The organism is Streptomyces sp. IBSBF 2435 (genome assembly GCF_036815005.1).
GTDB lineage: Bacteria > Actinomycetota > Actinomycetes > Streptomycetales > Streptomycetaceae > Actinacidiphila.
Genome location: NZ_JAJSYW010000104.1, coordinates 6836 through 23287 on the forward strand (window position 1 = coordinate 6836; position 16452 = coordinate 23287).

Annotated in this window: 15 protein-coding genes; 5 read left to right on the top strand and 10 right to left on the bottom strand. The window is 71.8% G+C overall.

All coding sequences use genetic code 11. The features are described from left to right. Positions 1 to 100 precede the first annotated feature (100 nt). A complete protein-coding gene (locus V7E46_RS20460; RefSeq protein WP_333769753.1) occupies positions 101 to 850 on the top strand; it encodes an SLATT domain-containing protein in 750 nt (249 codons plus the stop codon). A 71-nt stretch (positions 851 to 921) separates the two neighbouring features. On the opposite strand, the gene V7E46_RS20465 is transcribed toward V7E46_RS20460, so the two are convergent. From V7E46_RS20465 to V7E46_RS20480, 4 genes are all read right to left on the bottom strand, one after another. Further along, the gene (locus tag V7E46_RS20465) at positions 922 to 1575 is read right to left on the bottom strand and encodes a hypothetical protein (protein WP_329177685.1); all 654 of its coding nucleotides are present in this window, start codon (positions 1573 to 1575) and stop codon (positions 922 to 924) included. 53 nt (positions 1576 to 1628) lie between these two features. Next, a complete protein-coding gene (locus V7E46_RS20470) occupies positions 1629 to 2321 on the bottom strand; it encodes a GntR family transcriptional regulator (protein ID WP_329177683.1) in 693 nt (230 codons plus the stop codon). Positions 2322 to 2436: 115 nt separating this feature from the next. Continuing rightward, positions 2437 to 3825: an aspartate aminotransferase family protein gene (locus tag V7E46_RS20475; protein WP_333769754.1), complete on the bottom strand. Its 1389-nt coding sequence runs from the start codon at positions 3823 to 3825 to the stop codon at positions 2437 to 2439. A gap of 594 nt (positions 3826 to 4419) precedes the next feature. Next, a complete protein-coding gene (locus V7E46_RS20480; protein WP_333769755.1) occupies positions 4420 to 5703 on the bottom strand; it encodes an adenylosuccinate synthase in 1284 nt (427 codons plus the stop codon). A 134-nt stretch (positions 5704 to 5837) separates the two neighbouring features. On the opposite strand from V7E46_RS20480, the gene V7E46_RS20485 reads away from it, so the two are divergent. Continuing rightward, positions 5838 to 6689 (top strand): diacylglycerol kinase family protein, encoded by an 852-nt coding sequence (locus V7E46_RS20485; protein ID WP_333769756.1) that lies wholly within the window; start codon positions 5838 to 5840, stop codon positions 6687 to 6689. A gap of 124 nt (positions 6690 to 6813) precedes the next feature. Here V7E46_RS20485 and V7E46_RS20490 read toward each other — a convergent pair whose 3' ends face one another. From V7E46_RS20490 to V7E46_RS20510, 5 genes are all read right to left on the bottom strand, one after another. After that, positions 6814 to 8034, bottom strand: coding sequence for a cytochrome P450 (locus tag V7E46_RS20490; RefSeq protein WP_333769757.1), 1221 nt, complete (start codon positions 8032 to 8034; stop codon positions 6814 to 6816). Next, on the bottom strand, positions 8031 to 8864 hold the full coding sequence (locus V7E46_RS20495) for an MBL fold metallo-hydrolase (RefSeq protein ID WP_333769758.1): 834 nt from the start codon (positions 8862 to 8864) through the stop codon (positions 8031 to 8033). Before V7E46_RS20495 ends, V7E46_RS20490 begins: the two co-directional genes overlap by 4 nt. Further along, positions 8861 to 9733, bottom strand: coding sequence for an NUDIX hydrolase (locus V7E46_RS20500; protein ID WP_333769763.1), 873 nt, complete (start codon positions 9731 to 9733; stop codon positions 8861 to 8863). The genes V7E46_RS20495 and V7E46_RS20500 overlap by 4 nt, the downstream gene beginning before the upstream one ends. Positions 9734 to 10209: 476 nt before the next feature. Beyond that, entirely contained in the window at positions 10210 to 10677 is a 468-nt protein-coding gene (locus V7E46_RS20505) for a RidA family protein (RefSeq protein WP_333769759.1), read from the bottom strand. Beyond that, positions 10674 to 10838: a DUF4177 domain-containing protein gene (locus V7E46_RS20510; RefSeq protein WP_329177670.1), complete on the bottom strand. Its 165-nt coding sequence runs from the start codon at positions 10836 to 10838 to the stop codon at positions 10674 to 10676. Before V7E46_RS20510 ends, V7E46_RS20505 begins: the two co-directional genes overlap by 4 nt. Before the next feature lie 67 nt (positions 10839 to 10905). Here V7E46_RS20510 and V7E46_RS20515 point away from each other — a divergent pair, with 67 nt between their 5' ends. Further along, complete coding sequence (locus tag V7E46_RS20515; protein WP_329177668.1) at positions 10906 to 11973, top strand: ArsA-related P-loop ATPase; 1068 nt, start codon at positions 10906 to 10908, stop codon at positions 11971 to 11973. A 28-nt stretch (positions 11974 to 12001) separates the two neighbouring features. Further along, positions 12002 to 13354 (top strand): ArsA family ATPase, encoded by a 1353-nt coding sequence (locus V7E46_RS20520; RefSeq protein WP_333769760.1) that lies wholly within the window; start codon positions 12002 to 12004, stop codon positions 13352 to 13354. Here the strand turns inward: V7E46_RS20520 and V7E46_RS20525 are convergent. Further along, positions 13336 to 13668, bottom strand: a complete 333-nt coding sequence (locus tag V7E46_RS20525) for a WhiB family transcriptional regulator (RefSeq protein ID WP_251491612.1) — start codon at positions 13666 to 13668, stop codon at positions 13336 to 13338. The two genes, V7E46_RS20520 and V7E46_RS20525, sit on opposite strands and share 19 nt — an antisense overlap. A gap of 386 nt (positions 13669 to 14054) precedes the next feature. On the opposite strand from V7E46_RS20525, the gene V7E46_RS20530 reads away from it, so the two are divergent. After that, positions 14055 to 16364 (top strand): transglycosylase domain-containing protein, encoded by a 2310-nt coding sequence (locus tag V7E46_RS20530; protein ID WP_333769761.1) that lies wholly within the window; start codon positions 14055 to 14057, stop codon positions 16362 to 16364. The last annotated feature ends 88 nt before the right edge of the window (positions 16365 to 16452 follow it).

Sequence of the window (16452 nt, forward strand, 5' to 3'; positions counted from 1 at the left end):
CGGATATCCCGCCCCACCCACCCCGTACTCAGCCGTTCGGCGGTAAGAAGAGACCTTCACCACGGCCGGGAAGCGCCGGAAGCCATCGAGGGAGCGTGCAGTGAGCCAGCCGGACATGTTTCCCGAGGGGGCCCCTCGGGAGGGGCCCGAGCGGCGGGCGCTGCACCACCAGCACGAGGATCTGCGACCGCTGCCCTTCCCGCTGGGCGACTGGGGCGAGCCCGCGGAACGCCTCGAAGAGCTGTACCGCTGGGCGGAGTCCGGCGCCCTGCGCACGGCGGACCGGTATCTGCGGGACCGGGTATGGAAGCGGCGCGGCGCCCGCGGACTGCGGTGCGGCGCCGCGCTGTTCGCGGCGGTGGGCGCGGCGCTGCCGCTGGTGGAGCTGAGCACCGGCGGTTCGACGGCGGTCTGGGGATATCCGGCGCTGCTGCTGGCCACGGCGTGCGTCGCGGTGGACCGCGCCCTGGGCCTGACCGCGGGCTGGATGCGGGACGTCGGCACCGCGCAGGGCGTAGAGCGGCGCCTTGAGCAGCTGCGCTTCGACTGGGCGTCGGAGAGCGTACGGGAAGTGCTCGGCCCGACCGAGGGCACCGCGGCGGAGGCGGCCGAGCGCTGTCTGGCGATCCTGCGCCGCTTCTGCAACGACGTCTCGGACCTGGTGCGGATGGAGACCGCGGACTGGATGCTGGATCACGGCTCCCGCACGGCCGCCGCCCCGCTGCGTACCCAGTCCGCCGCCTGGTCCCCCACCCGGCCCGAACTCCCGCCGCCCCCGCGCCTGCCCCACCCGGGCACCCGTCCGAACATGCCGCGCCAACGCCCCCCGGAAAGCCCGCGGCAAGGGTGACGGCTACGGCGTCGTGCAGGCGGTCGGGCGGTCAGGCGGTCAGGCGGTCAGGCCATCGGGCCATCGGGCCTTCAGCTGAAGACGATCATCGACCCCTGTCCCAGCGACCGCGTCGCGGCCGCGTGCAGGCCGAGCCATACGTGGTGCTCGCGGGCGAACGGCCCCTCCATGCCGGTCGGCGTGGAGAGGGCCGGCTCTTCGAGGGTGGTGTGGCGGGCGGGCGGAGCCGGGGGAAGGGGCGGGTTGGCGGGGTCGATGCCGATCGCGGGGGCGACGAATTCCAGCTCGCGCAGCAGCCCGTGGCTGGAGCCCAGCGGTCCGCCGCCTTCGAGCAGTTCGTCGTTGACGACGGGATGCGGGAAGTCCAGCGGCACATACGCGCCGGCGTGGTCGTAGTGCCACACCAGGTGCGAGCGCTGCGCGGTGGTCTCGAACATCTCCAGCAGTTGCTCGTAGTCGCCGCCGAGCGCGTCGACCGGGGAGACCTCCAGGCCCTGGAGGCTCAGCAGATAGGCGCGGCGCAGGAAGTGCAGGGCGTCGTAGTCGAAGCACGCCACGGGTCCGACGTCGCCCGACAGGCCGGGCATGTAGGCGTAAACCGGTACGGGCGGCTGCCCGGCGTCGTTCAGGGCCTTGTCGTAGCGGGCGAGTTCCTCGGAGAACGGGTTTTCCGGGCTGTGGCAGAGCACATCCACCAGCGGCACCAGCCACAGGTCGCAGGCCACGAACACTCCATCCGGTCGGGGGCGTACAGCCTAGAGCGGCCGCGCCGGTCGCGTCAGGAGCGCGCGGGAGCCAGCTTCTCGATCAAGGCGCGGGTATGTACGTCGTATTCGGTCGTGAGGGCGTGCGCGGCCCGGGTGTCGCGGGCGGCGACGGCGTCCGCGAGGGCGACGTGGCCGGCCCAGCAGACGCCGGCCGGGTCGCTCAGCGCGCGCAGGTGCGGCACCGCGTAGACCCAGGTCTGGGTGCGGACCCGGTCGAGGAATTCGCAGATGTGCGGATTGCCGACGATGGCCGTCAGCTCCCGCCAGAAGCGCAGGTCGCAGCCGACCAGCACGTCGAGGCTGCCGGTCTGCGCGGCGCGGGCGGCGGCCTCGGCGCGGCGGCGTACGGAGGCCACGGCGTCGGCCGGCAGGTCGCCCATGCCGCGCTGGGCCATCTGCCGGAAGGCCGCCTCGACGATGAAGAGCCGCGCGTCGCTGAGCGAGCGGAAATCCGCGGCGGTCAGCCGCCGCACCTGGAAGCCGCGGTGCTGTTCGACTTCGAGCAGCCCCTGTGCGGCCAGGTCGACCAGCGCCTCGCGGACCGGGGTGGCGGAGACGCCGTACAGCTCGGCGATCTCCTTGACGGTGAAGTGCCGCCCGGCCTGGAGCCTGCCGGTCAGTACCTCGTCGCGCAGGGCGTCGGCGATCTGCTGGCGCAGGCTGCTGCGCCGCACCGGCGTGGCAGGACCGCCGATTTCCGGCATCCCGGCTCCTTGTCGCGTCGCGGCTGCGGGTGGCTTCCCGCCGCACACGATACGGCGAGGCGCGGCAATGGGTGCAGCCTTGCTGCTGGCGGGCCGGTCCGCCGACCGTGCGGGGTCAGCTGGCGGCGGCCGTGGTGTGCCGGTCGGCGACGCTGAGCGCCTGGTCGAGCAGGGCGAGCCCTTCCTTGGCCTCGCCCTCACTGACGGTGCAGGGCGGGACGACATGGGTGCGGTTCATGTTGACGAAGGGCCACAGGCCGGAGCGCTTGCAGGCGGCGGCGAAGTCGGCCATGGGGGCGTTGTCCGCGCCCGCCGCGTTGTACGGCACCAGCGGCTCGCGGGTGATCTTGTCCTTGACCAGGTCGAGGGCCCAGAAGACGCCCATGCCGCGCACCTCGCCGACCGACGGGTGGCGCTCGGCGATGTCCCGCAGGCCGGGGCCGAGCACGGTCTCGCCGATGTGCGCGGCATTTTCCACGATCTTCTCGTCGCGCATGGCGTTGATCGTGGCGACCGCGGAGGCGCAGGCCAGCGGGTGCCCCGAGTAGGTGAGCCCGCCGGGGTAGGGTCGGGTGGCGAAGGTCGCGGCGATGCGCTCGGAAATCGCGACTCCGCCGAGCGGCACATAGCCGGAGTTGACGCCTTTGGCGAAGGTCAGCAGGTCGGGCACGACGTCCCAATGGTCCGCGGCGAACCACCGCCCGGTGCGGCCGAAGCCCGCCATCACCTCGTCCAGGATGAAGACGATGCCGTGGCGGTCGCACAGCGCGCGTACTCCGGCCAGATAGCCGTCCGGCGGGACCAGGACGCCCGCGGTGCCGACGACGGTCTCCAGGATCACGGCGGCGATGGACTGCGGCCCCTCGAAGGCGATCAGCTGCTCCAGGTGCTCCAGCGCCCTGCCGCACTCCTGCGCCTCGTCGGCGGCGTGGAATTGCGAGCGGTAGAGGTACGGGCCCCAGAAGTGCACGACGCCCGCGGAGGCGGTGTCCGAGGGCCAGCGGCGCGGGTCGCCGGTGAGGTTGATCGCGGCCGCGGTCGAGCCGTGGTAGCTGCGGTAGGCGCTGAGCACCTTGGGCCTGCCGGTGTGAAGCCGCGCCATCCGTACCGCGTTCTCCACCGCCTCCGCGCCGCCGTTGGTGAAGAAGATCTTGTCGAGGCCGCCGGGGGTCAGCCCGGCGATCAGCCGCGCGGCCTCGGACCGTACGTCGATGGCGAAGGCCGGCGCGAAGGTGGCCAGCTTTCCTGCCTGCTCCTGTATGGCGGCGACGACCCGCGGGTGCTGGTGGCCGATGTTGGTGTTGACCAGCTGCGAGGAGAAGTCCAGGTAGCGGTTGCCGTCGTAGTCCCAGAAGTACGAGCCCTCGGCGCCCGCCACGGCGAGCGGGTCGATGACCTCCTGCGCCGCCCAGGAATGGAAGACGTGCGCGCGGTCCGCGGCCTTGACCGCGGCCCCGGTCGCGGGATCGGGGAGTCCGGTGCCGGAGGGGAACGGAGTGCTCATGGACCCCAGGCTAGGTTTCGCCGCCGGCCGCGGCACATGGACAGCGTGTATGGCGCTGCCCCGCCCCGCGCACACCGTGTCAAGGCCGTGCGGTACGCCGGGCGACACTCACCCGTCCGGTGAAAGACCACCCGGTGGCACCCATGGCTCCCACGCCTACTCTTCGCTCTGGGGTTCGGGAGCCGAAGCGGCGGGGGGCACGGTTCTCCGCCGGCCGCCGCGGACGCGCCTGCCGGTACGACGTCTCCGCCGCAGACTTCCGCGCCGGCACCTGCTGTCACGGAGCCCGGCGCCGCCCCGGCGACCGCCACGCCGAGCGTGACAGCGTCGGACACGGCCACGCCCAGCAGCACCCCGCCACCGGCCGCGGGGGTGGTGCCGATCGAACCGCCGGACGACCTCGTCGGCACCTGGGTGGCGTCGTACACCAGAGCGCGGGGCATCACCGACACGCGCACGCTGACCGTGCGCGAGGACGGCTCCGTGCAGCTCCGCCCGGCCAGCGGCAAGCCCCGCCACCCTGGGGTGGCGGGGCTTACCGCTTCGCCTGTTGCGGCGCCGCGGCCTGGCGACGCCGCGCGGTCGGACGGCGGGTCAGATGAACGAGTTGATCTCGATGGTCTCGGTGCGGCCGGGGCCCACCCCGATCGCGGAGATCGGCGCGCCGGACATCTCTTCCAGCGCCTTGACGTAGTCCTGCGCGTTCTTCGGCAGGTCGGCGAAGGTCTGCGCCTTGGTGATGTCCTCCGACCAGCCGGGCAGGTATTCGTAGATCGGCTTGGCGTGGTGGAAGTCGCTCTGGCTGTAGGGCAGTTCGTCCACCCGGCGGCCGTCGATCTCGTAGGCGACGCACACCGGGATCCGCTCCCAGCCGGTGAGGATGTCCAGCTTGGTGAGGAAGAAGTCGGTCAGGCCGTTGACGCGGGTCGCGTACCGGGCGATGACCGCGTCGAACCAGCCGCAGCGCCGGTTGCGCCCGGTGGTGACGCCGAATTCGTGGCCGACGGTGCGCAGTCGCTCGCCGTCCTCGTCGAACAGCTCGGAGGGGAACGGTCCCGAGCCCACACGCGTTGTGTACGCCTTGAGGATGCCGATCACCCGGGTGATCTTCGTGGGGCCGATTCCGCTGCCGGTGCAGGCCCCGCCCGAGGTCGGGTTGGACGAGGTGACGAAGGGATAGGTGCCGTGGTCGACGTCGAGGAGCGTGCCCTGGCCGCCCTCCATGAGCACGACCTTGCCGTCCTCCAGCGCCTGGTTGAGGACCAGGGTGGTGTCCGTGACGTAGTCCCTGAGGCGGTCCGCGTAGCCGAGGTATTCCTCGACGACCTGGTCGGTGCTGATCGCCCGCCGGTTGAAGATCTTCACCAGGATCTGGTTCTTGTCCTGGAGCGCCGCGTCGACCTTCTGATGGAGGATCGATTCGTCGAAGAGGTCCTGCACCCTGATGCCGACCCGGTTGATCTTGTCCGCGTACGCCGGGCCGATGCCGCGTCCCGTGGTGCCGATCTTCCGGTTGCCCAGGAAGCGCTCCGTCACCTTGTCGATGGTCTGGTGATACGGCGTGATCAGATGGGCGTTACCGCTGATCAGCAGTTTGGATGTGTCCACGCCGCGCTCGTCGAGTCCGCTCAGCTCGGAGAGCAGGACCGCCGGGTCGACCACGACACCGTTGCCGATCACCGGAGTGCATCCGGGTGACAGGATGCCGGAGGGGAGAAGATGCAGTGCGTATTTCTGGTCGCCGACGACCACCGTGTGGCCGGCGTTGTTGCCGCCCTGATAACGGACGACGTAGTCGACGGAGCCGCCGAGCAGGTCGGTGGCCTTCCCCTTGCCCTCGTCACCCCACTGAGCACCGAGCAGCACAAGTGCGGGCACAGGCGTACACCCCTTCCGGGCGGGGCATGTCCAACGTGCAGAGAGCCGTCGAACCTGCCCCGGAATAGACGAAGCCCCTGACGCAAAGGCGCAAGGGGCTCTTGCACCGAGATTTTACCTGAGGAAGGACCAAGGTGTCGGCTCACCCTCTCGGGCATCCTCCGCCGGACTCCGTCCGGGGGTGGCCCCTGCTGCTGGTCATCGATCCGGCGGCACGCGCGAACGACGGCGAGTCCGTCCGCATCGCGAAGGATGTCCTGTGTGCGGGCGCGCCCTCCGTGAAGATCGCCTTCCCCGAGTCCGCGGAGGAGGCCGAACGCGCCCTGGCCCACCGCGGCCGGCGGCGCCCCGTGGTCCTCGGCGACGACCTCGCCCTGCTGCGTGCGGTCCGCGCCCTGCACCGCGACCGGACTCTGCACGAGGCTCCGGTGTCACTGGTGCCGATCGGGTCGCGCACGGCGCTGGCCCGCGCGCTCGGCGTGCCGGTCGACGTGCCCGCTGCGGCCCGCGCGGTGCTGGACGGCACGCAGCGCGAACTCGACCTGCTGGTGGACGAGAGCGGCGGCATCGTCCTCGGCACGCTGAGCATCCCGTGCGGCAGCCCGGCCTCGCAGACCGCCGCGCACTGGTGGACCCCGGTGGAGAAGACCGCCCGCTCGCTGGTCCGCACCCTGACCGCGCCGATCCCGGCCAGCGGCCACCAGCCGCCCCGGCAGCGGCTGCGGGTGGAGGCGGACGGCGTCGTGCTCGCCGACCTCGACGAGCCGGTGCAGGAGATCTCGGTCCGCCCGGCCCCGGCGGGCTTCGCGGAGGTCTGCGTACGGCGTACGGAGGGCGCGGCGAACGTACGGGCCAGGGCGCGCACCATCACCGTCTCGGGGCGGGACTTCCGCTACCGCGCCGACTCTGCGGTCACCGGCCCGGTGCGGACCAGGACGTGGACGGTGGAGCCCGCGGCGTGGCGGCTGACGGTGCCGCGCCACTGACCGCCACGGACCGCTGACGCAGCGGTGAGGCAGCGGTGAGGCAGGATGGCCAGAGCGTGCCGCGGTGGACGCGCCAGCGGTCCCTCGTGCTCGCCAGCTCCCGCTGCGGGAACCGACCGGGACCTCACCAGCCGACCAGCAGCTCCTCCACCCCGCGGATGACGTAGTTCGGCCGCCAGCGCGGCTCGGACAGCAGCCGCATCCCGGGGGCGTGCCGCAGGAAGGTGCCGAAGGACGCGGTGAGCTCGACGCGGGCCAGCGGGGCGCCCAGGCAGTAGTGGATGCCGGCGCCGAAGCTGACGTGCCGGTTGTCGGCGGCGGGGCGGGTGACGTCGAAGCGGTCCGGCTCGCGGAAGCGGGCGGGGTCGCGGTTGGCGGAGCCGAAGAGCAGGGCGACCTCGGAGCCGCGCGGAATGACGGTGCCGCCGACCTCGATGTCGTCCAGGACCCAGCGTTCGAAGAGCTGCAAGGGGGTGTCGTGGCGCAGGATCTCCTCCACGCCGTCCGGCAGCCGGTCCGGCTCGTCCTGGAGGATCCGCAGCTGGTCGGGGTGCCGGAAGAGGCTGAGCCAGCCCAGGGTGGTGCTGTTGACGGTGGCCTCGTGGCCGGCGTTGAGCAGCAGCACACAGGTGGACACCATCTCCTGCTCGCTCAGTACGTCGCCGTCGTCCTGGACCGCGATCAGCGCGCTGATCAGGTCCTCGCCGGGGTCGGTGCGGCGGGCGGCGATCAGCTTCCGCAGATAGCCGGAGAATTCCTCGCTGGCCCGCACGGCGTCACGGGCGGCGTCCTCGCCCGGGTTGAGCTCGTACATCCCGGTCATGGCCGCCGACCAGGGCCGCAGCTGGCCGCGGTCCCCGGCCGGTATGCCCAGCATCTCGGCGATGACCGCGACCGGCAGCGGTTCGGCGACCCGGGCGTGCAGGTCGCCGCCGCCGTCGGCGTGGAGGGAGGTGACCAGTTCGGCGGCCAGCCGCTGGACGGTGGGCGCCAGTTCCTCGACCGTACGCGGGGTGAAGGCCTTGGCGACCAGCCGGCGGATCCGGGAGTGGACCGGGGCCTCCAGGTCGAGCAGGCCGTTGTCGTTCAGCACGGTGAACGGCTCCAGCTCGGGGGGCGGCGCGGTGCGGCCGAATTCCTCGTGCGTGAAGCGGTGCAGATAGGTACGGCCGAGGCGGCGGTCCCGCAGCAGCGCGTTGACGTCGTCGTAGTGCGGGATCAGCCACTGCCGCGTCGGCTCGTAGTAATGGGCGCGGCCGGCCGCGCGCAGCTCCTCGTACGCCGGGTAGGGGTCGGCGGCGAAGGTGCGGGAGTGGGGAGTGAAGACCGTGGAAAGGAGAGTCATGGCAGTTCGATGAGTCCGTGTTCGCGCAGGTAGTCGAGTTGGGCGCGGACCGATAGCTCCGCTGCGGGCCACACCGCCGGGTCGACGTCGGCGTAGACGCGGGCGACCACCTCGGCCGGGGTGCGCAGCCCGGACTCGACGGCGGTCTCGACCTGGGCGAGCCGGTGGGCACGGTGGGCGAGATAGAACTCGACGGCGCCCCGGGCGTCACCGAGCACCGGGCCGTGGCCCGGCAGGACGGTGTCCACACCGCTGTCCACGGTGAGGGCCTGGAGCCGCCGCAGCGAGTCCAGGTAGTCGCCGAGCCGCCCGTCGGGGTGGGCGACCACGGTGGTGCCGCGGCCGAGCAGGGTGTCGCCGGTCAGCACGGCCGCGTCCGCGGGCAGCAGGAAGGACAGCGAGTCGGAGGTGTGCCCGGGGGTGCCCACGACCCGCAGCTCAAGCCCGCCGGTGGTCACGGTGTCGCCCGCGGCGAGCCCTTCGTCGCCCAGCCGCAGCGCCGGGTCCAGGGCGCGGACCGGACCGCGGGTCAGCTCGGCGAAACGGGCCGCGCCCTCGGCGTGGTCCGGGTGGCCGTGGGTGAGCAGCGTCAGGGCGACGCGCTTGCCCGCCTGCTCGGCCGCGGCGAGCACGTTGGCCAGGTGGTCCTCGTCCAGCGGTCCCGGGTCGATGACCACGGCCAGCGGCGAGTCCGGTTCCGCGACGATCCAGGTGTTGGTGCCCTCCAGGGTCATCGCCGAGGGGTTGGGCGCGAGCACGCACAGCGCGCGGGGCGTCGCCCACCCGCCGACCGTGGCCCGCGGCTGCCCCGGCGCCGTTCCGGCGCTCACCGGCCCTCACCCCCGGGTGCGACGCGGGTGAATTCGTCATGGCCCGGCCAGGTCAGCACGATCTCGCCGGAAGCGTCCACGGTGGCCGTGGCGATGACCGGGGTGAGGTCGCGCGCGGACCCGGCGGCCATCGCCTCATCGGCGGAGTCGTACGGAAGGAGGTCGCGGAGCACCGCGATGGTCGGCGGCAGCATCATCAGATCGCCGCGGTCGTAGCCGGCGACGGCCTCGGCGGGCCGCAGCCAGGCGGTACGGTCCGCCTCGCCCGACACGTCCCGGGTGCGCTGGCCCGCGGGCAGCACGGCGAGGAAGAACCAGGTGTCGTAACGGCGCTCCTCGAACTCCGGGGTGATCCAGCGGGCGCAGGGCCGCAGCAGGTCCGTACGCAGCACAAGGCCGCGGCGGGCCAGGAAGTCGGCGAAGGCCAGGTCGTGCGCGACCAGGGCGGCGCGGTCGGCCTCCCAGTCCTCGCCGGTGGTGTCGGCGACGACGGACTCCTCGTCCGGGCCGGCCAGCAGGACCCCGGACTCCTCGAACGTCTCGCGCACCGCCGCGCACACCACCGCCTGGGCGGCGGCCGGGCCGACGCCCAGCAGTCCGGCCCAGTCGTCGAGCGCGGGCCCGGCCCAGCGCACCGGCCGCTCGTCCCGCGGGTCGACGCCGCCGCCGGGGAAGGCGTAGGCGCCGGCGGCGAAGGCCATCGACGCGCGGCGCCGCAGCATGTGCACGGCCGGGCCACCGCCGGGCGCGGTGTCCCGCAGCAGCAGCACGGTGGCCGCTCGGCGCGGCACCACCGGGGCCAGCTCTCCCCGGGCCAGCGCCCGTATGCGCTCCGGCCAGGCGGCTGGCAGCCCGGCGCCGCTCATCATGCTCATGCGGCGGAGCCTACGTGGCTCCGCCGGTATGTTCGAGACCTTCCTCGGCCCCTCCGCGAGCGGGGTCGCCCCCCCGGGCACCCGAGGCACCGGGCGCCGACCCGCCCCCGGGTACGCCCCGTCCGCGGCAGGCGGTGCCCCTCCGGGGCGCGAGGTGCAGCGCGGCCGGCCCCCGCCCGCCCGTCGCGTGACGACGCACCGCGGTGCCCCTCCGGCGCGCGGGGAGCGGCGCGCTCAGCGACAACGCACCGCCGTGTGCGGACGGACCGCACCGCCCCGGGGGCGCGGGGAACGGCGCGAGCGACCCACCACCGACGCGCGGGTCGCCACCGACCCGAAGGGTCTCCTCGGTCCGCCCCGGGCCACCGGCCGGTGGCCGGCTGAGCGCGCAGTTCCCCGTGCCCCCGGTAGGCACCCCCAGCCGCAGCAGCACCCCAGGCCCGCACCAGCGGAGGGGAACCCTCTGCCGGCTAAGGGAGCAGCTCGACCTGGAGTTCGACCTCGACGGGCGCGTCGAGCGGCAGGACCGCGACGCCCACCGCGCTGCGCGCGTGCACCCCCTTGCCGCCCAGCACCTCACCGAGCAGCTCGCTCGCCCCGTTGACGACACCGGGCTGCCCGGTGAAGGACGGGGCGGAGGCGACGAAGCCGGTGACCTTGACCACGCGCGCGATCCGGTCGAGGTCACCGGTGACCGACTTGACCGCGGCCAGCGCGTTGAGCGCGCACACCCGGGCCAGGTCCTTGGCCTGCTCGGGCGTGACCTCGGCGCCGACCTTGCCGGTGGCCGGCAGCTTGCCGTCCACCATGGGCAGCTGCCCGGACGTGAAGACGTACTGACCCGACCGCACGGCCGGCTGGTAGGCCGCCAGCGGCGGCACCACCTCGGGCAGCGTCAGGCCCAGCTCGGCGAGCCGGGCCGCGACCTCCCCGCTCACGCCTGCTTCTCGCGCTTGAAGTACGCGACCAACTGCTCGGAATTGTTGGGGCCGGGCACGACCTGGACCAGCTCCCAGCCGTCCTCGCCCCAGGTGTCGAGGATCTGCTTCGTCGCGTGCACGAGCAGCGGCACGGTCGCGTATTCCCACTTCTTTGCCATGGCGCGACTTTATCGCCTCGCCGATACCCGAGGAGTGGGCCGCCCCGTCAGTGGTTAGGCTCGCAAGGTGAGCGCTCAACAGTCATCCGCGGTCAGGCTCCACATTGTGACCGGCAAGGGCGGCACGGGTAAGACCACGGTCGCCGCCGCGCTGGCGCTTGCCCTCGCGGCCGAGGGCCGGCGCGTACTGCTGGTGGAGGTCGAGGAGCGGCAAGGTGTCGCCCAGCTGTTCGAGACCGAGGCGCTGCCTTACGAGGAGCGCAGGATCGCTTCGGCGTCCGGCGGCGGGGAGGTCCACGCGCTCGCCATCGACGCCGAGCTGGCGATGCTGGACTACCTCGACATGTTCTACAAGCTGGGCCGGGCCGGCCGCGCCCTCAAGAAGCTCGGCGCGATCGACTTCGCCACCACGGTCGCCCCCGGCATCCGGGACGTCCTGCTCACCGGCAAGGTGTGCGAGGCGGTCCGCCGCAAGGACAAGGCGGGCTGGCCGGTCTACGACGCGGTCGTGCTCGACGCGCCGCCGACCGGCCGCATCACCCGCTTCCTCAATGTCAACGACGAGGTCGCGGGACTGGCCAGGATGGGCCCGATACACAACCAGGCCCAGTCCGTGATGCGGGTGCTGAAGTCCCCGCAGACCGCGATTCACCTGGTCACCCTGCTGGAGGAGATGCCGGTCCAGGAGACGATGGACGGCGTCGCGGAGCTGCGCGCCGCGGGGCTGCCCGTGGGCGCGGTGATCGTCAACATGGTGCGCCCGGTGCTGCTGGGCGACGCCGACCTCGCCAAGGCCGCCGCCGACCGCAGCGCGGTCGCCGTCGGAAAGCGGCGTACGGCGGTGGCCAAGGCGCTGTCGCAGGCCGGGCTCGGCGGCGCCAGGCGCGGCGGGGTCGCGGAGCGGCTGGTCGACCCGCTGCTCGCACAGGCCCACGAGCACGCCCAGCGGGTGGTCCTGGAGCGCGAGCAGCGCGCCGAGATCGCCGCGCTCGGCCTGCCGGTGCGCGAGCTGGAGCTGCTCAGCGACGGCATCGACCTCGGCGGCCTCTACCGGCTGGGCGACAGCCTGCGCAAACAGGCGGCGCCCGGCGCGGCTGAACCCGGCACGACCGCACCGGACGACGTAGACGCGTGAAGAAACGTGACGTGAAGCGAGTGGTGACATGAGCCTGGAGAGCCCCGTGCTGGAGATCGACCCGCTGATCGACGACCGGAAGACCCGGATCATCGTCTGCTGCGGCTCCGGCGGCGTCGGCAAGACCACGACCGCCGCGGCCCTCGGCGTACGCGCCGCAGAACGCGGGCGTACGGCCGTGGTGCTGACCATCGACCCGGCCCGCAGGCTCGCCCAGTCCATGGGGCTGACCGAGCTGGACAACACCCCGCGCGAGGTGGCTGGAATCGATCGGTCGGGCGGCGGCTCACTGCACGCGATGATGCTGGACATGAAACGCACGTTCGACGAGGTCGTGGTCCAGCACTCCGACGCCGAGCGCGCCAGGGCGATCCTGGAGAACCCGTTCTACCAGTCGCTGTCGGCCGGTTTCGCCGGCACGCAGGAGTACATGGCGATGGAGAAGCTGGGCCAGCTGCGTGCCCAGGACGCCTGGGACCTGATCATCGTGGACACCCCGCCGAGCCGTAGCGCGCTGGACTTCCTCGACGCCCCCAAGCGGCTCGGGTCCTTCCTCGACGGCCGTTTCATCAAGCTGCTGATGGCCCCGGCGAAGGTCGGCGGGCGGGCCGGGGTGAAGTTCCTCAACATCGGGATGTCGATGATGACCGGCACCCTCAGCAAGGTGATGGGCGCGGGCCTGCTGCGTGATGTGCAGACCTTCGTGGCCGCGATGGACACGATGTTCGGCGGCTTCCGCACCCGGGCCGACGCCACGTACCGGCTGCTCCAGGCGCCGGGCACCGCCTTCCTGGTGGTCGCGGCGCCGGAGCGGGACGCGCTGCGCGAGGCGGCGTATTTCGTGGAGCGGCTGGCCGACGAGGACATGCCGCTGGCCGGCCTCGTACTCAACCGGGTGCACGGCAGCGGGGCGGCCCAGCTGACCGCGGAGCGCGCTCTGGCGGCGGCGGAGGCGCTGGAGGACCAGGCGGCCGAGAGCGCCGAGGAAGCGGCGGACGCGGCCTCTGAGGCGGCTCAGGAGGCGGCGGAGGACGCGGGGCAGGACCCGAAGAAGGGCGCCGGGCGGGGGTCGAAAAAGGATCCGGCAGAAAATCTTACCGACGGCGGCATTGTGGATCACGGGACCGGGCATGCTGATTCCCGGCAGGACCCGCCGGACGACACCGGCGGTACGGAGCGGCTCGCCGCCGGACTGCTGCGCCTCCATGCAGAACGCATGCAGGTGGTCGCGCGTGAACGACGCACCCGCGACCGCTTCGTGTCAGTGCATCCGGAGGTGCCCATGGTGGATGTCACCGCCCTGCCGGGCGATGTGCACGACCTGGAGGGTTTGCGGGCGATCGGACAGGAACTCGCGGACGGTCAGCCCGCCGCGGCGTAGTCGTCCTCGTCATCGAGCGGCAGCAGCCCGGTGCTGCGTTCGTACTCGGTGCGGGCGGTCTCCAGCAGTCTTCGCCAGGACGTCACCATGGGTCGCCTTCGCAGCAGCGCCCTGCGCTCCCGCTCGGTCATGCCCCCCCACACCCCGAACTCCACCCGGTTGTCCAGCGCGTCGGCCAGGCACTCGGTGCGGACCGGGCACCCGGTGCACACCGCCTTCGCCCGGTTCTGCGCCGCACCCTGGACGAAGAGTTCGTCCGGATCCGTCGTCCTGCATGCGGCCTGCGTGCTCCAGTCGGTTACCCAGCTGCTCATGCTGGCGCCGTCCTCTCCCGAATCGAGGCTCCCCCACGGCGGCAACCGGCATATTCACCGTTGCCAGTTGAGGACGTTACGGAAGGTAGGCGCGACGCAACAGCCCTTTCAGGCCCAATCTTGCATGGCCCGAATGGACTATGCGTGCCCAGCAGATCACCCAACGGAGTGACTGCTGGCCATATCGGAACTATGGGGTGATTCAGGCATGTATCACCCGCCGGGAGGAGGCAAGTCCTCCGGCATATACCGAAATTCGGGCACTTCTCATCACTCACAAGAGTGATGACGGGAGACAGGGATGCGCCGACGTTCGCACCCCGTCTGTTACAGACTAGGCGAACACCTGGGCGTACGTCCGGGGAATCGCCACGTAGGCTGCCCCCATGGCTCACAACCGTTCTGGCGGGGGGCTCACGACGGCCCAGCAGGCCGCCAAGTTCCTCGGCGTCAGCGTCCTGGCAGGCGCGGTCCTGGCGGGAATAGCCCTGCCCGCCGCCGGTGCACTCGGCCTGTCCGCGAAGGGTACGGCGGCAGGCTTCGACGATCTGCCGGGAGAACTCAAGGCTCCGCCGCTCAGTCAGGCGTCCAAGATCCTCGACGCCAAGGGCGGCCTGATCGCCACGGTCTACTCCCGCGACCGCACCGTCGTCCCGATCACCGCCATGAGCCCGAACATCCTCAAGGCCATCGTCGACATCGAGGACTCGCGCTATTACGAACACGGCGCCCTGGACCTCAAGGGCATCCTGCGCGCGCTCAGCAACAACGCCTCCGACGGCGGCACGCAGGGCGCCTCGACGCTGACCCAGCAGTACGTGAAGAACGTCTTCGTCGAGGAGGCGGGCGACGACGCCACCAAGGTCGCCCAGGCCACCCAGCAGACCGTCGGCCGCAAGATCAAGGAGATGAAGTACGCGATCCAGGTCGAGAAGGAGCTGGGCAAGAAGAAGATCCTGGAGAACTACCTCAACATCACCTTCTTCGGCGAGCAGGCCTACGGCATCGAGGCCGCCTCTCAGCGCTACTTCAGCACCTCCTCGAAGAACCTCACGCTGACCCAGGCCGCGCTCCTGGCCGGCATGGTGCAGTCGCCGAGCCGCTACGACCCGATCAGCAACGAGCAGACGGCTCTTACCCGTCGCAATACGGTGCTGGCACGGATGGCCGAGCTGAAGGACATCACCCCGGCGCAGGCCGCGGCCGCGCAGAAGGCCCCCCTCGGCCTCAAGGTCAGCGCGCCGAAGAACGGCTGCATCACCGCCGTCAACGGCGCCGGCTTCTTCTGCGACTACGTGCGCGAGACGTTCCTGCAGAACGCGACGTTCGGCAAGACCAAGACCGACCGGCAGAAGGCGTGGGACATCGGTGGTATGACCATCAGGACGACGCTCGACCCGAAGGCGCAGGCGTCGCTGCTGAAGGGCCTGGGCAAGCACGTCTACAAGAGCGACAACTTCGTCGCCGCCGACACCATGGTGCAGCCGGGCACCGGCAAGATCGTCGCCATGGGCCAGAGCAAGCCGTACGGCTTCGGCAAGAACCAGACCCAGCTGAATCTGTCGGTCGACAAGAACATGGGCAACAGCGGCGGCTTCCAGAACGGCTCGACCTTCAAGCCCATCACCGCGGCCGCGGCCCTTGAGGCGGGCTTCACCCCGGACAAGTCCTACCCGTCGCCGAACGAGCTGGACACCTACCCGGACGTCACCACCTGCGGCAACAAGGTGGTCCACGCGCACTCGGGCGAAGGCACGAAGAACGAGATGAAGTCCGAAGTCGGCCCCTATGCCATGCCGGACGCTCTCAAACACTCGATCAACACGTACTTCGTGGCGCTGGAGGCCGATGTCGGCCTGTGCCCGATCATCAACATGGCCTCCAAGCTGGGCTTCGCCCGCGCCGACGGCAAGCCGCTGATCCAGGCCGCGGCGCTCACCCTGGGCGTCAACGAGGTGTCGCCGCTCACGGTCGCCTCGGCATATGCGGCGTTCGCCAACCGCGGCGTCTACTGCACGCCGATCGCCATCCAGTCGGTGACCGGCCCGAACGGCAAGCAGATCCCCGTGCCGAAGAGCATCTGCAGCCGGGCGATGTCGCAGAACACCGCGGACACGCTGAACAGCATGCTCAAGGGCGTCGTCGACGACGGCACCGGTACCGCGGCCGACCTGCCGGGCCGCGACACGGCGGGCAAGACCGGTACGACCGACGAGCGCAAGGACGCCTGGTTCGCCGGCTACACGCCGTCCCTGGCCTCCGCGGTGTGGCTGGGCGACCCGTTCGGCAAGGGCGTGCACGGCAGGCGCCTGTCGATGTACGCGGGAGCGGACGACAACGGCGGGATAAGGGTCAAGATCGGCCCGAAGACCTTCGACAAGGTCGAGGGCGCGACCGGCCCGGCGCCGATCTGGCGCGACGCGATGGTGGGCGCGCTGGAGGGCACGCCGAACGAGCACTTCGTCACCGTCGAGCTGCCCGACTCGCCCCAGAAGAACCAGCCGCCGGACGGCACCCAGCCCCCGGACGACGGCAAGGGCGGCGCCGGCGGTGCGACGACCGCGGGTGCCGGGGGCGCCGGTCCGAACCCGTTCCCGAGCTTCACCATCCCGCCCGGCCTGACCACGGGCGGCAACGGAGGCGGCGGTACGGGCGGCAACGGCCGAGCCGGCGGAACCACCGGCGGCGGGCCGTGAGGCCCACTGTCCGACGCTGAGCACGTAAGGGGCGCCCTTTCTGGAGGGCGCCCCTTACGCGTGGGGTACGGACTGCGCGGGGCGGGGC

Bases quoted from the DNA above. Each gene is read 5' to 3' on its own strand.
- V7E46_RS20470 (WP_329177683.1), bottom strand. From the start codon at position 2,321: ATGCCGGAAATCGGCGGTCCTGCCACGCCGGTGCGGCGCAGCAGCCTG.
- V7E46_RS20530 (WP_333769761.1), top strand. From the start codon at position 14,055: ATGGCTCACAACCGTTCTGGCGGGGGGCTCACGACGGCCCAGCAGGCC.
- V7E46_RS20475 (WP_333769754.1), bottom strand. From the start codon at position 3,825: ATGAGCACTCCGTTCCCCTCCGGCACCGGACTCCCCGATCCCGCGACC.
- V7E46_RS20520 (WP_333769760.1), top strand. From the start codon at position 12,002: ATGAGCCTGGAGAGCCCCGTGCTGGAGATCGACCCGCTGATCGACGAC.
- V7E46_RS20500 (WP_333769763.1), bottom strand. From the start codon at position 9,733: ATGATGAGCGGCGCCGGGCTGCCAGCCGCCTGGCCGGAGCGCATACGG.
- V7E46_RS20510 (WP_329177670.1), bottom strand. From the start codon at position 10,838: ATGGCAAAGAAGTGGGAATACGCGACCGTGCCGCTGCTCGTGCACGCG.
- V7E46_RS20490 (WP_333769757.1), bottom strand. From the start codon at position 8,034: ATGACTCTCCTTTCCACGGTCTTCACTCCCCACTCCCGCACCTTCGCC.
- V7E46_RS20525 (WP_251491612.1), bottom strand. From the start codon at position 13,668: ATGAGCAGCTGGGTAACCGACTGGAGCACGCAGGCCGCATGCAGGACG.